The sequence below is a fragment of the Peribacillus sp. SIMBA_075 genome, assembly GCF_046534585.1.
In genome coordinates this window covers 253,534-272,478 of record NZ_JAWRYN010000002.1, presented here as the reverse complement: position 1 = coordinate 272,478, position 18,945 = coordinate 253,534, and the positions used below count along the sequence as shown (strand labels likewise).

Here is an 18,945-nt window from a genome sequence, read left to right as displayed (position 1 = left end):
TCTTTTCACTTATCCCCGTATCTATGATTGTTTTTCCTTACAAAATTGACCTAATAACTGTTTTGCATCATTTTTGGCTGTTTTCGCAGCGGATTCCGTTCCGATACAGGAAGGGCAGCCGCTTTCACAAGAACAATTTCCGATCATGGATATGGTTTCCAGTAGGATGACTTCAGAGTTTTCATATACTTTATCACTTAGCCCTATGCCCCCCGGATAACTATCATAGATAAAAATGGTTGGTTTTTCATTATGTGCTGCCTTAACCTGTGGATAAACATGGATATCATGCGGATCACACATAACATATAACGGAATCATGTAATTAAGAGCATGGGATGCACCTATCATTCCTTGCTCTATTCGATTTTCGTCCCACTCGAATATATCAGGCTCCATGGAAAGCATGGCCGAACTCGTGTGCAGTTCCATCTCAGGCAGGCTGATTGGCCCTGAACCAATATTTTCATGAGTTTCAAATTTGATTTTTTTGAAGATCGTAGGCATCGCCCGGATGGCGACGTCACCAAAGGCAGCTGTGGTGGAAGCGAAAGTTCGCTGTTTATCCACTTCCAATACAGACAAATGCACAGCAAGGTTAGCATCCGTATAATAGTCCACATTGACTTCACGTACATAAGCTTTCTTTTCATCCCAATCAAGTTCTTCCACCTGAAATTGCATTCCCTGGTGCAAATAAATGGCTTCATCGTGGAGAAGGGTCATTGCACTGAACGTATCCATTTCTCCTATGACCCGGTTAACCGGTGCATTCGTTTGGTCGATGATTACGACATTTTCCTGTGCAGCAGAACGCAGGCTTATATTGCTTGCTGGAAAAGCATCGTTCATCCAATGCCATTTGTCCCCATTTTGGTGTAAGACCCTTTCTTCGGTAAGGAATTCCAGTACGTCCAGAATCTCTGTTTTTCCAAAGGCATCACCTTTTTTAAATGGCAGCTCATATGCTGCACATTTGACATGATCAACCAGGATCAAAAGATTATCGGGATTGATTCTTGCAGTTTCTGGATTTCTGGTAAAGAAATAATCGGGATGCTGGACGATATATTGATCAAGGGCACTTGAACTGCCGACCATGATGATCAGCGCTTCACCATGCCTTCTTCCTGCTCGTCCCGCCTGTTGCCAGGCACTCGATATCGATCCAGGGTAACCAGTCATTATGCAAACCTGGAGCTGCCCGATATCGACACCTAACTCAAGAGCATTCGTGGATACCACCCCATAAATGGAACCATCCCTGAGGCCCTGTTCAATTTCTCTACGCTGTGTTGGCAGATACCCGCCACGATAGCCCCTGATTGATTTGGGCCCCAATTGCTTTGACACGAGTCCCTGTAAATAGGTCAATAGAATTTCCACACGAACCCTGCTTCGCGCAAAAACGATTGTTTGAATTTTATTTTTCAAAAATTCATTTGCGAGCTTCCTGACTTCCAAAACCGCACTTCTTCGAATGTTTAGCGGTTTATTGACTATTGGGGGATTATAGAAAACAAAATGTTTTTTCCCACTAGGGGCCCCGTTATTATCGATAAGCACCATTTGTTTTTCCGTAAGCTCTTCTGCCAACTCTTTTGGATTATTGATCGTTGCAGAAGTACAGACGAATACAGGATCACTGCCATAAAACTTGCAGATCCTTTTTAACCTTCTTATGACGTTAGCCGTATGACTTCCGAAAACGCCGCGGTAAATATGGAGTTCATCGATGATCACATACTTCAAGTTTTCAAACAATGAGACCCATTTCGTGTGATGCGGCAAGATTCCGGAATGGAGCATATCGGGATTGGTGATGACGATATGCCCTGCCTGACGGATTTTTTGCCTGATATTTGAAGGTGTGTCCCCATCGTACGTATAACTATTTATCTCGGCATCCATTTCATGTATCATTTCGTTCAATTCGCTTTTTTGATCATAACTCAGCGCTTTTGTCGGAAATATATATAGCGCTCTAGTTTTTTCATCTTCAAGAATTTTTTGAAGGACCGGCAAATTATAGCATAATGTTTTACCAGAAGCCGTTGGGGTGACCGCTACAAGACTTTCGCCACTGACAGCCGTATCAAATGCGGTCGCCTGATGGGTATACAACCCATTTATCCCCCGTTTTTCAAGAGCATGCTTGATCTTATCATTCATTCGATCGGGAAAAGGAACATGTTTTGCCTCTTTCGCTTCAATTACTTGCCAGTGTACAATATTATCTTTATAATCCTCATTGGTTTTTAATTCCGTGATGACTTCTTGTAAATTTTTTCGCAGTTTCATATAACCACCTCATACTCCTATTCTACCGAATGAACGTTCTATGCAAAAGGGAAACTATTTCCTATTCAAAAAAAAATCAGGAAACGGCTACTCCCGCTTCCTGATCATTCTTTTTCAGTTAATTCTTCTCGACATATCGAATGATTTCTTCGGCTAGTCTGCTCGGAGCTTCCAACATTCCCATATGACCGCTTCCCTCAAGTATAACTTCATTAATATGGCTCCCTTTAACTGAAAAGGTTTTTTCAGCGGGAATTACTTTATCCTTTTCACCTGCAACCAAAAGGACTGGGAGCTTCGTCTCTTTGAGTACATGATTTCTGTCTGTTCTGTTCCTCATGGCATGCAAAGACCCAATCGCACCGCTTTCACTTGTTTTATAACCGATTTCCTTTGTATGTTCAATATTCGGATCATCGGAATTAGCGAAAAGCTTTGGTACAAGTCCATCAATGAAAGGAATGATTCCATCCATTTCTATTTTCCCGACAGATTTTAAACGCCCCTCCTTACCAGCTTCATCGTCAGGCAAAGCGGTAGAATGAATCAGTGAAAAACCAGACAATTTCCCAGGAAACCTTTCTGCGAATGCCAAGGTGATATATCCTCCAAGAGAATGACCAAACATATAAGCCTTTCCGATTCCCTGTTCTTCCATAAATGAAGCAATATCAGCAGCCATATCATCAATCGAGAAAGATGCCCCTATTTCTTCACTTGCACCATGCCCTCGTAAATCAATGGCAACAACTCGGTATTCATCTTTTAATTCAGCAATGATGTTCTTCCAATATTCATGACTTCCACAAAACCCATGGATGAACAACAATGTTTTATTTCCTTTCCCGGTATCTATGTAGGAAAGCTTGCTATTTTCTGTCATATCAATCCCTCATTTCCTTTACTAATCAATCAGTAACGTTATTCCCTCTATATCCGTATCTAAAACCCATTGGTTCATTCACAATTCTTCAGTCCTAACATAGCCTATAGGCAAAGGAATTTTTTAGGAAGGAGAACCGTGATGACCTCTTCTGAAAAAAATAATAATCGAAATCGAAATGAACCCTTTACCCATTTTATTAACAAAATGGATCGATTGTTTTCCGAAAGGCCTCCTAAAGGCATGCTGCAATCTCTTGACGATTTCTTCGGTTCTACTAAAGAACGCAGCTTTCCGGTTGATGTCCATGAGACAAATTCAGAGTATACCCTTACCGCTACCTTGCCCGGTATTGCACGCAGCCAAATATCCATTGATGTGCTGCCCCATGCCGTGACCATTTCTGCAAAACATGTTGATAGGCAGCATAAAACGCAAGGAATGTTTCAAAAAGAAGTTTCAGCCGGTACATTTTCAAGAACTATTTCCTTTCCAAAACCGATTGATGAAGCAAAAGTCACCGCACGACATCGCGATGGCATCCTCACGCTTCACCTGCCCAAAATTAGAGGGAATCGGATTGAAATCAATTAGGCAAATTTAAAAGCAGACTTAAATAAGTGGCTGGGTCACTTGTAAGTCTGCTTTTCCTTTATTCACCATCTAAGCTTTGAAGAAGCCCCCTACTCCTTTGACCATTGACGATACTTGAGAAACTGTATTCATCATTTGTCCAGCTGTATTCATCATTTTCGTTATATCCATGGAACCATCTTGTGTTTTGAATTGATTCATGACCGATTTGATACCAGATGGCTGGGGTTTTTGCATGAACTGTTGCTTTGGATAGGGATTATGAGCCTGCTGCTGACCTTGCGGGGGTCGTTTAGCTGGCTGCAACGGATTATCGAACGGACTAAAAGCCTGCGGCTGCAGCTGCTGATTGGACTGAATCGGCTGCATTTGTGGCATTTGTGGCATTTGCATTGGCTGCATTTGTGGCATTGGCTGCATTTGCGGCATTTGCGGCATTGGCTGCATTACACTGTTACTCGGATAAGCTCCAACAGGCATCGCCTGCTGCTGAATTTGTTGGAATGGATGATAGGCCGCCTGCTGATAAGGATCATGATATGGCGTCATATAGCCCCCTGTATCCTGGGTATGATATGGATACATTAATGGCCGTTCAAGATTATGATTATTTTGCAGAGGATACTGTATTGGCTGCTGGTACCCTCCCCAATATTCCGGCATTGATTGAGGATACTGTCTTTGATTTGGGGAGACTTGGTTAAAACCGGATCTCATCATGTTCAATGAGCCCTCCTCTTTTTTCATTACATGGTTCTGATAATATATGAAAAAAGAGGAAATAAAGTGTAGGTGTTTTTATGATAAAATCCGATCGATCTCCGCTTTTACATTATGAAGGATAAATTCGACTGATTGGACATGACTTTTAAATCGCTTGTAACTGGTTTTAGGAAAGAATGCCTGAACGGCCACATCAGAAAGGTTATGAGCGGTTTGTTCGATTTGCTCGGGGAAAAGATGCTTAAACTCGGTTTCTTTCATCCACTCCTTCATTCCGTTTTCCCAATCGATGCATGAGGCCCTGACCTGATCAGCAAACGGCTTGACTTCCGAAAAGAAATCCTTTTCCTTTTCTTCTTTGCGTACATCCTCATAGATATCATCCGCTTGGACCGTATATTTTATTAATTGTTCGGTTAATAGCTGCAGTTTCTCTTTTTGCACAATATATTCCTCCGCACATTTGTTTCCTCTTAGTATAATCCAGTTCTTTATAAAAGGAAATTCTATCGGCTTATACGTGCAATTCGGTGAAAACCTTGTGCTTTATAATTGGTTTTTCCAGAACAATGGAAAAGGAATAGTTTACACCTTCAGCATTCACCCAATAATCCTCGGCTTTCTCAATGGCTTCCTGGACATTGTTAACCAATGTATATTGCTCTGCCCAAAGTTTGCACCTCACTGTATTTACAGTTTCCCCATATGAAATTTCCAAACGATCCAGGCTGGTACTGATCTCAGCTATCATCCTTAATATTTCCTCTGTTGAGACACTTTTATTGACCATGCTGATCCCTCCATTCTATACGTGTACTATTCTTTTTTTTAGTAGAAAGCCCTTCAAGGTTGACAAAACTAGAAGCGAATCGGCAAAGAAAGTGCTATTCACTTAATTTATTATGCCCTTCGACAACAATGGCAGAATGAAGAATGGAGTTTTAAACAAAAATACAGACAGGAGGTGATTTTATGCAGTCGAATGAAAGCAGACAGCAAGAAAACGAAAAACGACAAAAGCCGCCTACTAAAAAGGCAGGAACGGGAAACCCGAAACTTAGTGGGGAAAACCGCCCCTCAACGTAAGGCATCAATACTTGTACAATTAACAGGGAAGGCATAATCGACGCCTTCCCTGTTTCCTTTTAAAAAAACCACTTTTTGATCATTGCAGCGGTGTGCAGCTGCTTTTGTTTATGGTCATACCAATCGGTCAATTCCGGGTCTTCCTCCCATTGGGGTTCAATAAACCAATCTTTTTTAATCCTTTTATTCACATCCCATTGCTCTGTCCCCCCTGCTTGATGATGAATCAATGGATAAACTCCCCTCAGCATCGGGGTTTCATGGTACCTAGGCTTTTTTCGATATTGTTCGTAATCAAATCTAGCACCGGTTGGTTCAGTCCTGCAGGAAAATTCATAAAATAACGGAAATAAATCTTCAGAAAATAAAAGGCCGGCCAACCTTTTCCCCAATTCAATCCTTTTATCGATATTTCTAAAATTCGAAACGGACGAACCATACAGCTTACCATTGCAGGTAGGAAATAATACAGTGCTAAAATGCATCCAGTCCTGCAGGAAAAATAATATAGAATGAAAAACGAAAGTTTGCTTTTTAATAACAGGCTTTTCAATGACGTTTTGTTCATTTATTATAAGCGCAGTGACTAACTTTTCACGATTTCCATGTTTCCAAAAGGAATACCATTCGTTCGTCATGAATTCAGTAATAAAAAAATAATGACATAAATGAAACATTGGACGCCCATACTTCGTCGAATAATGATAGAGAAGCAATTGAGGATACGCATCCTGGAATATTCTCCAATTGGCTTCTTCATAAGTTAGGAATAGGTGATGCCTGTATTTAAGGCTAAGCAAATGGGAATACCATATTCCTTCAAGGTCACACATATTCCAGCCTGCATTTCTAGAAACCATCCCGGCTAAAAAAGACCATTGTATTTCTGGGTGGTTTCTGAAAAATTGTTCATATGCCTTTGTTCTTGATATATTATCCCTATTCCCTTTCGCGGTTTGGACTTTTATGGAATGGAGCATTTGCTTTTCCGTATTCAACACTTGCATCTATGTGTCCATCCTTTCCAAAGCGATTAATTGTGACATTTAGTTGTACATAAATCCTATCGTTCAAAGAAACAATTCTTTTTATTCACATATTGGATTCTTTTTTTGCTAATATAGATAAGTGAAAAAAAGGAGGGGTAAAAGTGGCATTTCATTATCCCAATGGACGAAGATTTGTACCGCAGGCTTTGGAAGAAAAGAAAAGCCCACTAAAAAAAATCAGTTATAGCAACCGGGGAAAAACATTGGAAGACGATTTGAACGAAACCAATCAGTTTTATTTAGCACACGGCATTGCCGTCATTCATAAAAAACCGACGCCCATTCAAATTGTTGATGTCCATTACCCGAAGAGAAGTGCTGCAGTCATTAAAGAAGCCTACTTCAAACAAGCATCGACCACCGATTACAATGGTGTTTATAAAGGAAAGTACATTGATTTTGAGGCAAAGGAAACGAAAAACAGCAGTTCGTTCCCTCTGAAAAATTTTCATGACCATCAAATTGAACATATGAAACACATCGTTCAGCATGGCGGAATTGCATTTGTCATCATCAGGTTTTCCGCAATGGATGATATATATCTAATGGGTTCTGAACAACTTAGTCTTTATTGGAAGAGAATGAAAGACGGCGGACGCAAATCTATAACTCTTCAAGAAGTTGAAAGCAGTTCACGAAAGATTACTCTTGGCTTTCAACCGAGAATTGACTATATTAAAGTAGTAGATTCGCTCATCTCAGAAAATTTTTAGTTTTTTTAGAAAGGCAGGTTAGCTGTAATGGCTGAAAAATATAATACTAGAGAAGAACGCCGAAAGCAGGGGCAGACACAAAAAAAGGAACCGAACAAAGGTCCTAAGAAGCCAACCAATATGCTTAAGCGCATTTTCCTTATACTTGTTACAATCGGAATTATAGGCTTGGTTGGCGGAGGAGCTGCAATGGCTTACTTTATAAGCGATACTCCAAAACTTGATGAAAAGCTTTTAAAAGATCCAGTCACATCCAAAATTCTCGATGAAAATGGTAAATTGCTAGCCGAAGTCGGAACAGAAAACCGGGATTATGTAAATTATGAAGACATTCCCAAACTTGTCGAAGATGCTTTCCTGGCTACGGAAGATTCACGCTTTTATAAACACCACGGGGTGGATTTCTTGCGTCTGGGCAGTGCCGTCATAGCCAACTTCAAACACGGATTCGGCTCAGAGGGTGCAAGTACATTGACGCAGCAGGTTATCAAGCGTTCTTATTTAACACCTGATAAGACCATTAAAAGGAAAGTCCAGGAAATGTGGCTAGCCATACAGCTTGAAAGAAAATATACAAAACAAGAAATTTTCGAAATGTATGTGAATAAGATTTTCTTTGCAAACCGTGCAAACGGGATATTAACTGCTTCCCATACTTATTATGGAAAAGAACTAAGCGAATTGAAATTGAATGAAGTGGCCATGCTTGTAGGTTTACCGCAAAGCCCAAGCCGTTATAACCCTTATTTACACCCAGAACGCGCGAAAGAACGCCGTGATATTGTCCTTCACTTAATGAATAAACATGGATATATCACTGAACAGGAAATGAAAAATGCACAAAGCATCGATATAACAGAAGGACTTCAAGAAATCGATAAAAGCAAAAAAGACACGACTGCTTATGATGCATTCATCGATTTGGTCATTGAGGAAGTCGGACAAATGGGTGACTATAACGTCTTTACCGATGGTTTGGAAATCCATACGACCATTGATAAAGATGCCCAAGAATATGTCTATAAAATGTTGAACAGTAATGAGATCGTCAATTATCCAAGTAAAGATCTCCAAGCTGGAGTCACCTTACTAGATACTGAAACTGGTGAAATTAAAGCAGTTGGCGGCGGCAGGAACACGACGGTTAAACGCGGCTGGAATTATGCAACGGACGCCAAGCGTTCACCTGGTTCGACCATTAAGCCAATTCTGGATTATGGTCCTGCCGTAGAATATTTAAATTGGTCCACCTACCATCCAATCAAAGATGAGGAATATACCTACAGTGATGGAACACCGCTTAAAAATGCTTCCGGGAGACATTATGGTACTGTAACAGCTCGCGAAGCACTAGCACGGTCATTAAATATCCCTGCCTTAAAGACGCTTCAAGCAGTCGGCTTGGACCGGGCGCGTGATTTTGCCGTTGACCTTGGCATGCCTTTCAAGAATGAAATAAGTGAATCTGCTGCAATTGGAGGCGGTCAAGACGTTTCTACGCTTGAACTTGCCGGTGCATACAGTTCATTCGGAAACAACGGTATTTATAATAAACCGCATAGTGTGACAAAGATTGTTTTACGTGACAAAACCACCATCAAAAACAAGACGGAATCGAAACCGGTCATGAAAGATTCCACGGCTTTCATCGTGACGGACATGTTGAAGAGCGTCATTAAAGAACCTTATGGAACAGGAAGGCTAGCCAATATACCTAATCTTCCAGTAGCCGGTAAAACGGGTTCAACCAATTTCACGCCTGACCAGCGTGCACGGAACAACATCCCAACATCCGGTGTAAAAGATAGCTGGATGGCGGGTTATACAACCAATTATACAGTCGCAGTATGGGCTGGATATGATAATGCACCAGGCAATAAAATGGAATATCTTGGCGATTCATCTCAAAGGATCCCTAAATCAATTTTCAAGAACTTGATGGAACATATGGCTCAGTCAAAAGAAACGAAAGACTTTAATCAACCTGACAGTGTTGTGAAGGTTGGAATCATAAAAGGTTCCAATCCAGCTGTTAAAGCCAATCAATATACACCAAGCGATAAAATCACTTATGAATATTATGTTAAAGGTCACGAGCCAACACAAGTGACGACAGAATATGAGAAAGTCGATTCACCTGGCATTAACGCTTCTTACGATAAGGAAAGTAATGAAATCAATCTATCATGGTCATATCCTAAAGGTAATGCCAAATTCGAGGTTATGATGTCCGTTGATGGCGGAGCACAGAGCGTGTTAAAAAAATCGAAGGATACTAGTTTAACGATCCCTAATCCAACCCCTGGAAGTAAATATACTTTCTCAGTGGTAGCCATAGTGGATAACCAACAAAGTGATCCTGCCAGTACATCGGTCGAAATCCCTGCAGAAGCGGAAGATCCTAAGGGTACTGACGAGGAGATCAAAGATCCGGCAGAGGGTGAAAATCCAGAACAAGAAACTCCTGCTGAGGGCGAAGAAGATAAGCAAGACGAAGATAAAAATAACAACGGCAACAACGGCAACAACGGAAATGGAATTGATAATGGAAACACTGATAATAATGGAAATGGAAACAATACTGATGATGGAACAGGCAATAAGGATGATGAAAACGTTGGAGGTGGGGATATTATCACCGACCCTGGGACTGTAGAAGAAGAAAAACCAGGCGAAACCCCTGACCCTAACCCGGCTCCTGAACCAGAAAAAGAGAAAGACAAGGATAAAGAAAACAAAGATTGACTATTAAACGTCTAAGCTAAATGCTAGAGCAGCTTGTAGACAAAAAGGTTTCGGAATGAGTACATTCCGAAACCTTTTTCATTTTTTATTGGATTTGAAGCAGTTATAGAGAAAGACCTTTTCTGGCCCTCGGCAAGCCCAGTTGGCCAACGCGAATACCAAGGTATGTTTAATGAATGTCAGTTTGTACAAATAACTGGATCTATACTTAGGCGTCCTACCTTGGAATACTTTCACCTCAAGTTCTTCTTTTAAAACAAAAAAGACTGTTGGCAAACGGGGTTCTGTCTAAATATTAAAAAAAAGTTGATTGGAACAGGTGTGCGTGACACCTGCGGGAAAAGCGTGTCCAATGGAGACCCCGCAGGTGCAAAGGGCGCCGAGGGCGGACCTCCCGCGGAAAGCGGGTTCCCTACGTTCCAATCAATGTTTAAATTACAAACCCTCAAAAAAACTGTAGACAAACTCAATTTTTTATCGAGTTTGTCTACAGTTTGCGTCTAAGCTAAAAGCTTAGACGTTTCTTTTATTCTTATTAATGATCATGAGCTTCACATATAGTTTCTCAAATTCTCGGAACAACTCACTAAGTTGTCTATAAGAATGGAAAGAAGCGGGTCTTGCAAGGATGAAAGAAACTCTTTCAGCCGCGTTCACCGGAATATTATGAAAGGATTCTATTTGCACTCGGCAGTCACTCAATACCACTGGCTTTCCATGCATCCAGAAGACTGCATTTAAAAATAAACCGATACCCTGCTTCATGAGTCCCAAGGTCCTTCCCGCTTTTCGCTCTGAAAATAGTATGCTGCATTCAGTGTCTATTCCCTCCCATTTTTCCAGTAGTTCCTTTATATGCATTGCCCCCTTGGCCCAAGGAGCATACGACACTACATTATTATAATAAAGTATCTCATACGGGAAAGCCTCGAATGGGATTGATCCATTCCATCCTGTATAGCATTCTTTTTCCAAAATGGTTTCCTTTTCAGGGAAAAAGAACGGATGGTCCAATTCGGCCGGGACTTTTAATGATATGGACTGCGTCAATTGGCTTCTTTCCTTTTCATTCTTTTTTTTCCTTCACGGCAAACTTCTAGGAGTGGGCAGGTTTCACACCTTGGTGACTGGGCCTTGCAATGATAGCGTCCAAAGAATATCAGACGGTGATGCGTAACGGACCATTCATCCTTCGGTATCTTAGCCATCAACGTTTTCTCAACATCGAGGACACTATCCTTCCAGCGGCATAATCCCAGGCGCTTGGAAACCCTCTCTACATGGGTATCTACAGCTATCGCTGGCACATCATACGCAACTGAAACGACTACATTCGCCGTCTTTCTGCCCACGCCAGGCAATTTAACAAGCTCATCACGATCCCTGGGAACTTCCTTACCGTATTCTTCGATCAGCATTCGCGACAACTTTTGAATGTTCTTAGCCTTGTTACGAAACAAACCGATTGAGCGAATGTCATTTTCCAACTCTTCTACCGGAACGCTTATGTAATCCTCAGGCCTTTTATATTTTTGAAATAAATCCTTCGTAACTTTATTCACTAATACATCCGTACATTGAGCTGACAGAGCAACAGCAATCACCAATTCAAATGGATTGGAGTGATTCAGCTCACAATGGGCATCTCGAAACATTTCCCCCATTGTATCCAGACAATATCGAACTTGAGCTTTATTCAACATATTGGTTCTCCTTCAATTTACATTACTGCTCGAGCCAGTTATAAAAGGGCACATCTTTCAATGGTTGTGTAGTTTCCGTTTTTCGGTCTCTTTTTTGATGCACTCTAAATTTTTTTCCTTGCTCCCTTGCCTGTTCCAAGGTTTTAATTCCATTCTTTTTCCACTCGAACAAAATTCGATCAATGTATCGGAAATTCAATTTACCGGAAATGACTGACTCCCTAAGAGCTGTCTTAATGATTTCAGGTTGATGGTCGTCCTCCATCCACATTGCCAATGTTTCACATTCAAATGGAGATAAAGGGCGGCCGAACTCCTGTTCAAAAATCGTATAAAGGCTCTCTCCCGCTTTTTGGACCTCAGCTGACTCTGACTGTTTCAAAGTTTTTAAGAAGCAGTCCATCATTTTTTCATAAAGTGGAGCCAACGAATATTTTTCCTGTCCGATTTCTTGACTTCCTTCAACCACCATTTCAACAAATCCCCTTTGAACCAAACGCTGGATTAAGAATAGACATTCCGTTTCCTGTAATGTCATTCGGTCAGATAGTTGGGATGGTGCAGGGAAATGGTTACCTTTATCGATAAAGCTTTGCAATTGTAATAATAGGACCATTTCTTGTTCATTCAGTCCCATTGTCTTATAGTTAGTCAACAAAAAGGATGGAATCGTTATCGTTCCTTCCTTAAACCACGCATATAAATGTTCTTTATTCATGTTATTGGACACCTCTGATTAAGTATAACATGAATATGGCTCCCCTAATAAGCTTATAATTTTAACAAAAAACGGTTATCTGCCCAATTTGGCAAGATAACCGCTTCATTACGAGATCAAGGATATAAACGATTTAATAGACGTGGGAACGGAATGGTTTCACGGACATGTTCAACACCACTGATCCAAGCAACGGTACGTTCTAACCCCAAACCGAAGCCTGAATGCGGTACAGATCCGTATTTTCTTAATTCCATATACCATTTGTAAGCATCTTCGCTCAAGCCATGCTCATTGATTCTCTGTTCAAGCAATTCCTGATCATGAATCCGCTCCGAGCCGCCAATTATTTCTCCGTACCCTTCCGGAGCAATCAAATCGGCACAAAGAACGACTTCTTCCCTGTCAGGAGCAGGCTGCATATAAAAAGGTTTGATTTTGGTTGGATAATGAGTTATGAAGACTGGCTTATCATAACTTTCTGCTATCGCAGTTTCGTGCGGTGCTCCAAAATCATCACCCCATTGGATATCATCAAATCCTTGTTCATGAAGGAACTTTATGGCTTCATCATATGTAATACGAGGGAATGGAGCTTTAATTTGTTCAAGCTTCGCTGTGTCACGGCCCAGCGTATTCAACTCAAGCTGACAGTTTTTCAAAACAGATTGGATGATGGAAGATACGAATTGTTCCTGAACCTCCAGATTTTCTTTGAATTCGATGAAAGCCATTTCTGGTTCAATCATCCAGAACTCGATTAAATGCCGTCTTGTTTTGGATTTTTCCGCCCTGAAAGTAGGTCCAAAGGAAAATACCTTCCCTAGTGCCATTGCTGCCGCTTCCATATAAAGCTGACCACTTTGTGAAAGGTATGCATCCTCATCAAAGTATTTAGTGGCGAACAATTCACTAGTTCCCTCTGGTGCGCTTCCTGTTAAAATTGGGGGATCGACTTTAACGAAACCTTCTTCATTAAAGAATTCATATGTAGCACGGATTATTTCATTCCGGATTTTCATGACTGCATGCTGTCGTTTTGAACGCAGCCACAAATGGCGGTTATCCATTAAGAATTCAGGACCATGTGCTTTAGGTGTAATGGGATAATCCAATGATTCATGAATGATTTCAATATCTTTCACTTGTAACTCAAAACCGAACGGCGAGCGTTCATCCTTTTGAATGACACCTGTTACATACAAGGATGTCTCTTGCGAAACCGATTTCGCACGTGCAAAAATTTCTTCACCCACATCAGCTTTCACGACGACACCTTGAATGAAACCTGAGCCATCACGGATTTGAAGGAATGCAATTTTACCACTGGAACGTTTGCTGGCAAGCCAGCCTCCAATGGTAACTTCTTGATCGACGAATTTGCTAGCATCTTTTATTGTGATTTTCACGGGATTTCCCTCCAAAAATAGCTTAACTCACTAAGAATTTACTCTACTTATTATACCCATTGCCCTGCTTACAAGCAAATAAATCAGGTTGCATGCCTTTTATATCACTTTATCAATTTATCGAGGTGTATCCGCCATATTGCACACTTTTTCACTAACGAATTTGTTGATATGGTATTTGCTCCATCCTAACTAAATGTTCAAGGCATTTTTCTGTTGAAACCAACCTTTCCCTTAACAATTTTTACCTGATTATACTGAATAATCTAAAAATGTTGAACTTAAACAAAAAATCATATACGATATCATATATGATTAATAAAAAATCAAGGGGGGATTGTCCATGGCAAAAGCAAGAGTGAAACTTAAGAAGTCAGATTATTCGGAAGAAATGGATATATTGTCGAACGGTTATATATTAATGAACGGTGATAAATACGATGTATCCCAAATAAAGTTGGATATCCCTATTTCAGGGACTGTATATGGGACATTATTAAACTATAAAGGATCATTGGAGGCATTGAAGGAAAAGATCGGCCACCCTCCTTATAATGAGCCTCCTAAAGGGCCGATCCTTTATATTAAACCTAGAAACACGTTTTCTTCTTTTTCAACTCCAGTTCCCCTTCCAAATGGTATACCTGAATTGGAAATCGGGGCGGCCCTTGGAATAGTGATCAATAAAACGGCCACTAGGGTCAAGAAAGAACATGCATCGGATTATATAGAAGGTTTTACGATCGTCAATGATATTAGCATTCCGCATGAAAGCGTTTACCGTCCTGCGATCCGTTATAAAGCCCGAGATGGATTTTGCCCGATCGGTCCCTGGGTCGTATCCAAGGAATCCATATCCAACCCCGATTCATTAGGAATCCGTGTATTTATAAATGGGGAGCTCAGGCAAGAAAATTCAACCGTAAATCTAATTCGCTCCATTTCCCACCTCATTGAGGATGTAACAGACTTCATGACTCTGAATTCGGGTGACGTCCTTCTAGTTGGGGTTCCTGAGAATGCACCACTGGCAAAAGCCGATGATCATATTAGAATTGAAATTGACGAAATCGGATATTTGGAAAATACAATCATTTCGGAAGTAAAGCTATCAAAGGAGGGGGTTTTATGAAGAGAGCCCGTGTAGCCTATGCAGGTGCCATACATCTAGCAAGTGAATATAATGGCCGGCTCCAATTGACGGATGGCCGGATTGTCGATGAGCAAGATGTTGTCTGGCTTCCCCCGGTGGAACCCCGTACTGTATTCGCGCTTGGCTTGAATTATGCCGACCATGCGAAGGAGCTGGCTTTTAAAGCCCCGGAAGAACCCCTTGCGTTCTTAAAAGGGCCAAATACCTTTATCGGGCACCGTGGACAGACAAGACGGCCTTCTGATGCATCTTATATGCATTATGAATGTGAACTGGCAGTCGTCATCGGTAAAAAGGCGAAGAACATAAAAAAAGTAGACGCCTTTAAGTATGTAAGTGGATATACCATTGCAAATGATTATGCAATACGGGATTATCTGGAGAATTACTACCGGCCAAACTTAAAGGTCAAAAATCGCGATACCTGCACCCCAATTGGACCGTGGCTAGTGGATGCCGAAGATATTCCAGATCCTTCGAATCTTTCCATCAAGACATACGTCAACGAAAAATTGACTCAGGAAGGCAACACGAAAGACATGATATTCAGCATTGCTGATTTAATTGAATATTTCAGCGGCTTCATGACATTGAGTCCAGGCGATATCATATTGACAGGCACACCCGAAGGATTGGCGGATACTGCTGTAGGTGATGAAATCACCACTGAAATTGAAGGTATCGGAAAACTCGTTAGCACAATAGTCGGGGACGATATATTTAGAGAAGACGGGGATCGGTCGCATTTAAAAATTCATAATTAACGGAAGGGAAGGATCACATGCCTCATATAATTATAGAATATACCGATAATATCAAAGATGAACTCCAGATTGACGGTTTGTTAAAGAAAGTGAATGATGTATTAATCTCCTATCCTTCCATCTTTCCAATTGGCGGCATTCGATCTCGAGCCATTGAATTAAAGCATTATCGTGTTGCCGATGGTTCAGAGGATGATGCCTTTGTTCATGCCATACTAAAAATTGGCGCTGGACGCCATGACAAGGATAAAACCAAAGTATGTGACCACCTTTTTGAAACGCTGGAGTCCCATTTGGCAGCCCTCTTCTCAAAGAGATATCTTGCCCTTTCCATGGAGCTTACGGAATTCAGTGATTTTGGCACATATAAAAAGAATAATATCCATAACCGATTTAAATAAAAGATTTCATATTTAAAGGCCTTCCTGAGCATCAGGAAGGCCTTTATGGTTACATACTGCTACAGGGCTCAGTTGATTTCTGCAAGATTTTCAGCACGGTTTAAGAACTCCTTGACACGGTCCACATATTCCTGTTTATCATAGCCAGTATATAAAGCGCTGGCCATACGAACCGGATCCCCAAAAAAGAAGCGCTCATATAGTGTTTGCCTTGTTCCAAATGAACTCATGCATACATCCCATGCGAGACGATACAGTTTAACCCTGTCATACGCCCCTCCATTAGCGGATTGAAGGTATTTATCCAAATCCGGTCGAAGCTCCGAATTGAAATCGGCTTCATTTGGTATCGCCATTAAGCCACTAGCCCCAAGAAGTTGCATGATTTCACTGAATCTAGGGTAAATCTTTGGATAATAATTACGGGCAATGTTTAACGGTGTGAAATCTGGTGTCATTATTCCCCACTTATCCACTTTTGCGTTTGCCTCCGAAGCTGTAATGAAAGCTTTTACCGTTTCAAGTGCTATGATGACTTCCGAAATTTTCTCCTGAACATGCTGGTATTGCCCAATATTGATCGTTTCCACCATTAGTTGCAAAATACCCAGAATGAACTCGGTTTTGACAATATTCTTCGATACCACCTGATGGGTCATATGAACAACCGCATTGCTTTCATTATAAGCCTGGTTGCAAATGCCGACATCCCCATATGCGAATACCCGGTTCCAAGGAACGACTACATCATCAAAAACGATTATAGTATCCATTTCCTCAAATCGTGAGCCAAGTGGATGGTCAAAATTTGATTTGCCATAGTCGAATGATTCACGACAGATGAATTTTACCCCCGGTGTATTATTCGGTATGGAGAATGCGAATGCATAAGGGTTTTCTTCTTCTGATTGTTTAAGCAACGTTGAAGGAAAAACCATGATTTCATCCGTAATTCCGCCTTGTGTAGCTAATAATCTGGCTCCCTTTATAATTAGCCCTTCTGAATCCTTGCCAGCAATCCGTGCAGCGATGTAAGGGTCCGGAAGCTTTGCCGCACTAACTCCCCTATTAACCTGGGGTTGAATCAGCGTATGTGTCAACGACAAATCCATTTCCCGGCAGAGCTCATAGTAAGCTTTCATATTTTTAGCAAATGCCGAATCCTGAGTGCCGAACATATCCGCCGCAGAACCATACGCCATCATCCCACTGTTGATGTAATCAGGGGAACGTCCCATCATTCCATTATTATGTCTTGCCCATTCTTGAATCATTTTCCTCCTTTTTTCAAGATCTTCCTTAGTCCGGGGCTGCATGAATGAGGCCCCTACACTTTCATTGGAGGTTGGTGAAATATAAGTCATGATATCTTTTTTCCCGGGATCATGCTGGAGGTCATATAATTCGGCCTGTGTTTTCATGACCCCTTTAAAAGCTGGGTGTTCACTGATTTTATCTTTTACTTGCTCCCCATTTATCCATACGTTCGCCTTTGCGTTGTCTACCCTATTAATATATTCTTCACCTGTTTTTGCCGGCATGATTGCATCCCCCTTTAAAATAAATGAAGCGCTTACAATTAAAAAATCCCAAATATTGAATTAATTCCTATAACAAAATATACCATGTGTTATGATATATATATAATACTTAAAAAATTCAATATGTATATGTAAATCATATGTATGAGGTGTATATAATGGACATCCGGCAGTTAAAGTATTTTGTGACCATCGTTCAGGAAAAACAAGTAACAAAAGCCGCAAAAAAATTACATATGGCCCAACCGCCTCTTAGCCAGCAGCTTAAATTAATGGAAATGGAAATCGGTGAAAAGCTTTTCGATCGGAATGGAAAGAAACTTGAACTCACTGAAACTGGCAAGGTCCTATATAAAAAAGCTGAAGCTCTATTAAACCAGTTTGAAGAATCCCTACTGGAAGTGAAGGAAGTCAGTAAAGGGGTAAAGGGCACTCTTTCCATAGGATCTGTAAAAACTTGCTTTTCTTACATTCCGCAAAGGATGAGAACCTTTAGAGCAGAATACCCTGACATACGCTTCAAGTTAATGGAAGGAGATACGTTCCGTTTGACGGAAGGCTTAATGAACAGGGAAATCGAGTTGGCCATTGTACGGCTTCCTATTAATGGTAAGCAATTCTCAGCGATTAACCTTCAGCCGGAAGATTTTGTGCTTGTTACCCCAAAAGATTGGGATATCCCAGACTCCATTGAATTTAAACATATTAAAAAATTTCCCCTTTTATTGCTTCATAGGGTTAGCGGTCAAGGTACTTATGAACTTATCGTGGATGAATGCTTCAGACATGGATTTGAACCTGCCATTGTATGTGAATGTCCTGATGCAGCAATGATATTATCTTTAGTGAAAGAAGGAATAGGTGCTACTATCATGCCGCGCACCACCTCTAAATCTTTTTCAACTCAGGGTATAAAAATAGTCGAATTCAAAGATTGTGCAGTAAAATCGGAAGCCGCCCTTATATGGCTCGAAGACCGATATCTTTCCAAAGGCGCCGTCAAATTTCTAGAAACCTTTTTCTGAATGAGTTGCCATTATCCATGGATCTTCATTTCATTTATACTCATTCATCGATCAATTTTGTGTGGGTTTGAATTTTATCCAATAAAAAGGGGAAAACCCCTTTAGATAGATGGCTGATTTTTCCCAGTTCATTCACA

19 protein-coding genes are annotated in these 18,945 nt (G+C 40.9%); 8 read left to right on the top strand and 11 right to left on the bottom strand.

The window, feature by feature from the left end; all coding sequences use genetic code 11:
* Window positions 1-21: 21 nt before the first annotated feature.
* Entirely contained in the window at window positions 22-2,301 is a 2,280-nt protein-coding gene (locus SB775_RS03100; RefSeq protein WP_089363192.1) for a DEAD/DEAH box helicase, read from the bottom strand.
* A 118-nt stretch (window positions 2,302-2,419) separates the two neighbouring features.
* Window positions 2,420-3,184 (bottom strand): alpha/beta fold hydrolase, encoded by a 765-nt coding sequence (locus SB775_RS03095; protein ID WP_410860481.1) that lies wholly within the window; start codon window positions 3,182-3,184, stop codon window positions 2,420-2,422.
* Between the two features lie 141 nt (window positions 3,185-3,325).
* Here SB775_RS03095 and SB775_RS03090 point away from each other — a divergent pair, with 141 nt between their 5' ends.
* Window positions 3,326-3,778: an Hsp20/alpha crystallin family protein gene (locus tag SB775_RS03090; protein ID WP_089363190.1), complete on the top strand. Its 453-nt coding sequence runs from the start codon at window positions 3,326-3,328 to the stop codon at window positions 3,776-3,778.
* A gap of 69 nt (window positions 3,779-3,847) precedes the next feature.
* Here SB775_RS03090 and SB775_RS03085 read toward each other — a convergent pair whose 3' ends face one another.
* Window positions 3,848-4,327, bottom strand: a complete 480-nt coding sequence (locus tag SB775_RS03085) for a YppG family protein (protein WP_286140873.1) — start codon at window positions 4,325-4,327, stop codon at window positions 3,848-3,850.
* On the opposite strand from SB775_RS03085, the gene SB775_RS03080 reads away from it, so the two are divergent.
* A complete protein-coding gene (locus SB775_RS03080; protein WP_176431936.1) occupies window positions 4,318-4,482 on the top strand; it encodes a hypothetical protein in 165 nt (54 codons plus the stop codon). The two genes, SB775_RS03085 and SB775_RS03080, sit on opposite strands and share 10 nt — an antisense overlap.
* 94 nt (window positions 4,483-4,576) lie before the next feature.
* Here the strand turns inward: SB775_RS03080 and SB775_RS03075 are convergent, their stop codons facing one another.
* The 3 genes from SB775_RS03075 to SB775_RS03065 all read right to left on the bottom strand — a co-directional run bounded on the left by SB775_RS03075 (window position 4,577) and on the right by SB775_RS03065 (window position 6,594).
* Complete coding sequence (locus SB775_RS03075) at window positions 4,577-4,945, bottom strand: YppE family protein (RefSeq protein WP_176431938.1); 369 nt, start codon at window positions 4,943-4,945, stop codon at window positions 4,577-4,579.
* 70 nt (window positions 4,946-5,015) lie between these two features.
* The gene (locus SB775_RS03070; protein ID WP_410860480.1) at window positions 5,016-5,291 is read right to left on the bottom strand and encodes a hypothetical protein; all 276 of its coding nucleotides are present in this window, start codon (window positions 5,289-5,291) and stop codon (window positions 5,016-5,018) included.
* 355 nt (window positions 5,292-5,646) lie between these two features.
* A complete protein-coding gene (locus SB775_RS03065) occupies window positions 5,647-6,594 on the bottom strand; it encodes a DUF2515 family protein (protein ID WP_089363187.1) in 948 nt (315 codons plus the stop codon).
* A 143-nt stretch (window positions 6,595-6,737) separates the two neighbouring features.
* Here SB775_RS03065 and recU point away from each other — a divergent pair, with 143 nt between their 5' ends.
* Complete coding sequence (recU, locus tag SB775_RS03060) at window positions 6,738-7,349, top strand: Holliday junction resolvase RecU (RefSeq protein ID WP_410860479.1); 612 nt, start codon at window positions 6,738-6,740, stop codon at window positions 7,347-7,349.
* A 27-nt stretch (window positions 7,350-7,376) separates the two neighbouring features.
* Complete coding sequence (locus tag SB775_RS03055) at window positions 7,377-10,094, top strand: PBP1A family penicillin-binding protein (RefSeq protein ID WP_410860478.1); 2,718 nt, start codon at window positions 7,377-7,379, stop codon at window positions 10,092-10,094.
* Window positions 10,095-10,607: 513 nt separating this feature from the next.
* Here SB775_RS03055 and SB775_RS03050 read toward each other — a convergent pair.
* The 4 genes from SB775_RS03050 to asnS form a co-directional block, all read right to left on the bottom strand.
* Complete coding sequence (locus SB775_RS03050; RefSeq protein ID WP_410860477.1) at window positions 10,608-11,144, bottom strand: YpoC family protein; 537 nt, start codon at window positions 11,142-11,144, stop codon at window positions 10,608-10,610.
* The gene (gene nth / locus SB775_RS03045) at window positions 11,141-11,797 is read right to left on the bottom strand and encodes an endonuclease III (RefSeq protein ID WP_410860475.1); all 657 of its coding nucleotides are present in this window, start codon (window positions 11,795-11,797) and stop codon (window positions 11,141-11,143) included. The genes SB775_RS03050 and nth overlap by 4 nt, the downstream gene beginning before the upstream one ends.
* 22 nt (window positions 11,798-11,819) lie before the next feature.
* On the bottom strand, window positions 11,820-12,515 hold the full coding sequence (locus tag SB775_RS03040; RefSeq protein ID WP_089363182.1) for a DnaD domain-containing protein: 696 nt from the start codon (window positions 12,513-12,515) through the stop codon (window positions 11,820-11,822).
* 116 nt (window positions 12,516-12,631) lie between these two features.
* Window positions 12,632-13,924: an asparagine--tRNA ligase gene (asnS, locus tag SB775_RS03035; protein ID WP_061463836.1), complete on the bottom strand. Its 1,293-nt coding sequence runs from the start codon at window positions 13,922-13,924 to the stop codon at window positions 12,632-12,634.
* A gap of 343 nt (window positions 13,925-14,267) precedes the next feature.
* On the opposite strand from asnS, the gene SB775_RS03030 reads away from it, so the two are divergent.
* The 3 genes from SB775_RS03030 to SB775_RS03020 are packed head-to-tail and all read left to right on the top strand — an operon-like array spanning window position 14,268 to window position 16,242.
* Window positions 14,268-15,056: a fumarylacetoacetate hydrolase family protein gene (locus SB775_RS03030; protein ID WP_410860473.1), complete on the top strand. Its 789-nt coding sequence runs from the start codon at window positions 14,268-14,270 to the stop codon at window positions 15,054-15,056.
* Window positions 15,053-15,841 carry a fumarylacetoacetate hydrolase family protein gene (locus SB775_RS03025; protein WP_410860472.1) on the top strand — a complete coding sequence of 263 codons (789 nt, stop codon included), beginning with the start codon at window positions 15,053-15,055 and terminating at the stop codon, window positions 15,839-15,841. The genes SB775_RS03030 and SB775_RS03025 overlap by 4 nt, the downstream gene beginning before the upstream one ends.
* A 17-nt stretch (window positions 15,842-15,858) precedes the next feature.
* Window positions 15,859-16,242, top strand: coding sequence for a 5-carboxymethyl-2-hydroxymuconate Delta-isomerase (locus SB775_RS03020; protein WP_089363179.1), 384 nt, complete (start codon window positions 15,859-15,861; stop codon window positions 16,240-16,242).
* A gap of 68 nt (window positions 16,243-16,310) precedes the next feature.
* Here SB775_RS03020 and hpaB read toward each other — a convergent pair whose 3' ends face one another.
* Window positions 16,311-17,783, bottom strand: coding sequence for a 4-hydroxyphenylacetate 3-monooxygenase, oxygenase component (gene hpaB, locus SB775_RS03015; RefSeq protein ID WP_410860471.1), 1,473 nt, complete (start codon window positions 17,781-17,783; stop codon window positions 16,311-16,313).
* A gap of 158 nt (window positions 17,784-17,941) precedes the next feature.
* Between hpaB and SB775_RS03010 the strand changes: the two genes are divergently transcribed.
* On the top strand, window positions 17,942-18,808 hold the full coding sequence (locus SB775_RS03010; protein ID WP_410860469.1) for a LysR family transcriptional regulator: 867 nt from the start codon (window positions 17,942-17,944) through the stop codon (window positions 18,806-18,808).
* Window positions 18,809-18,945 lie beyond the last annotated feature (137 nt).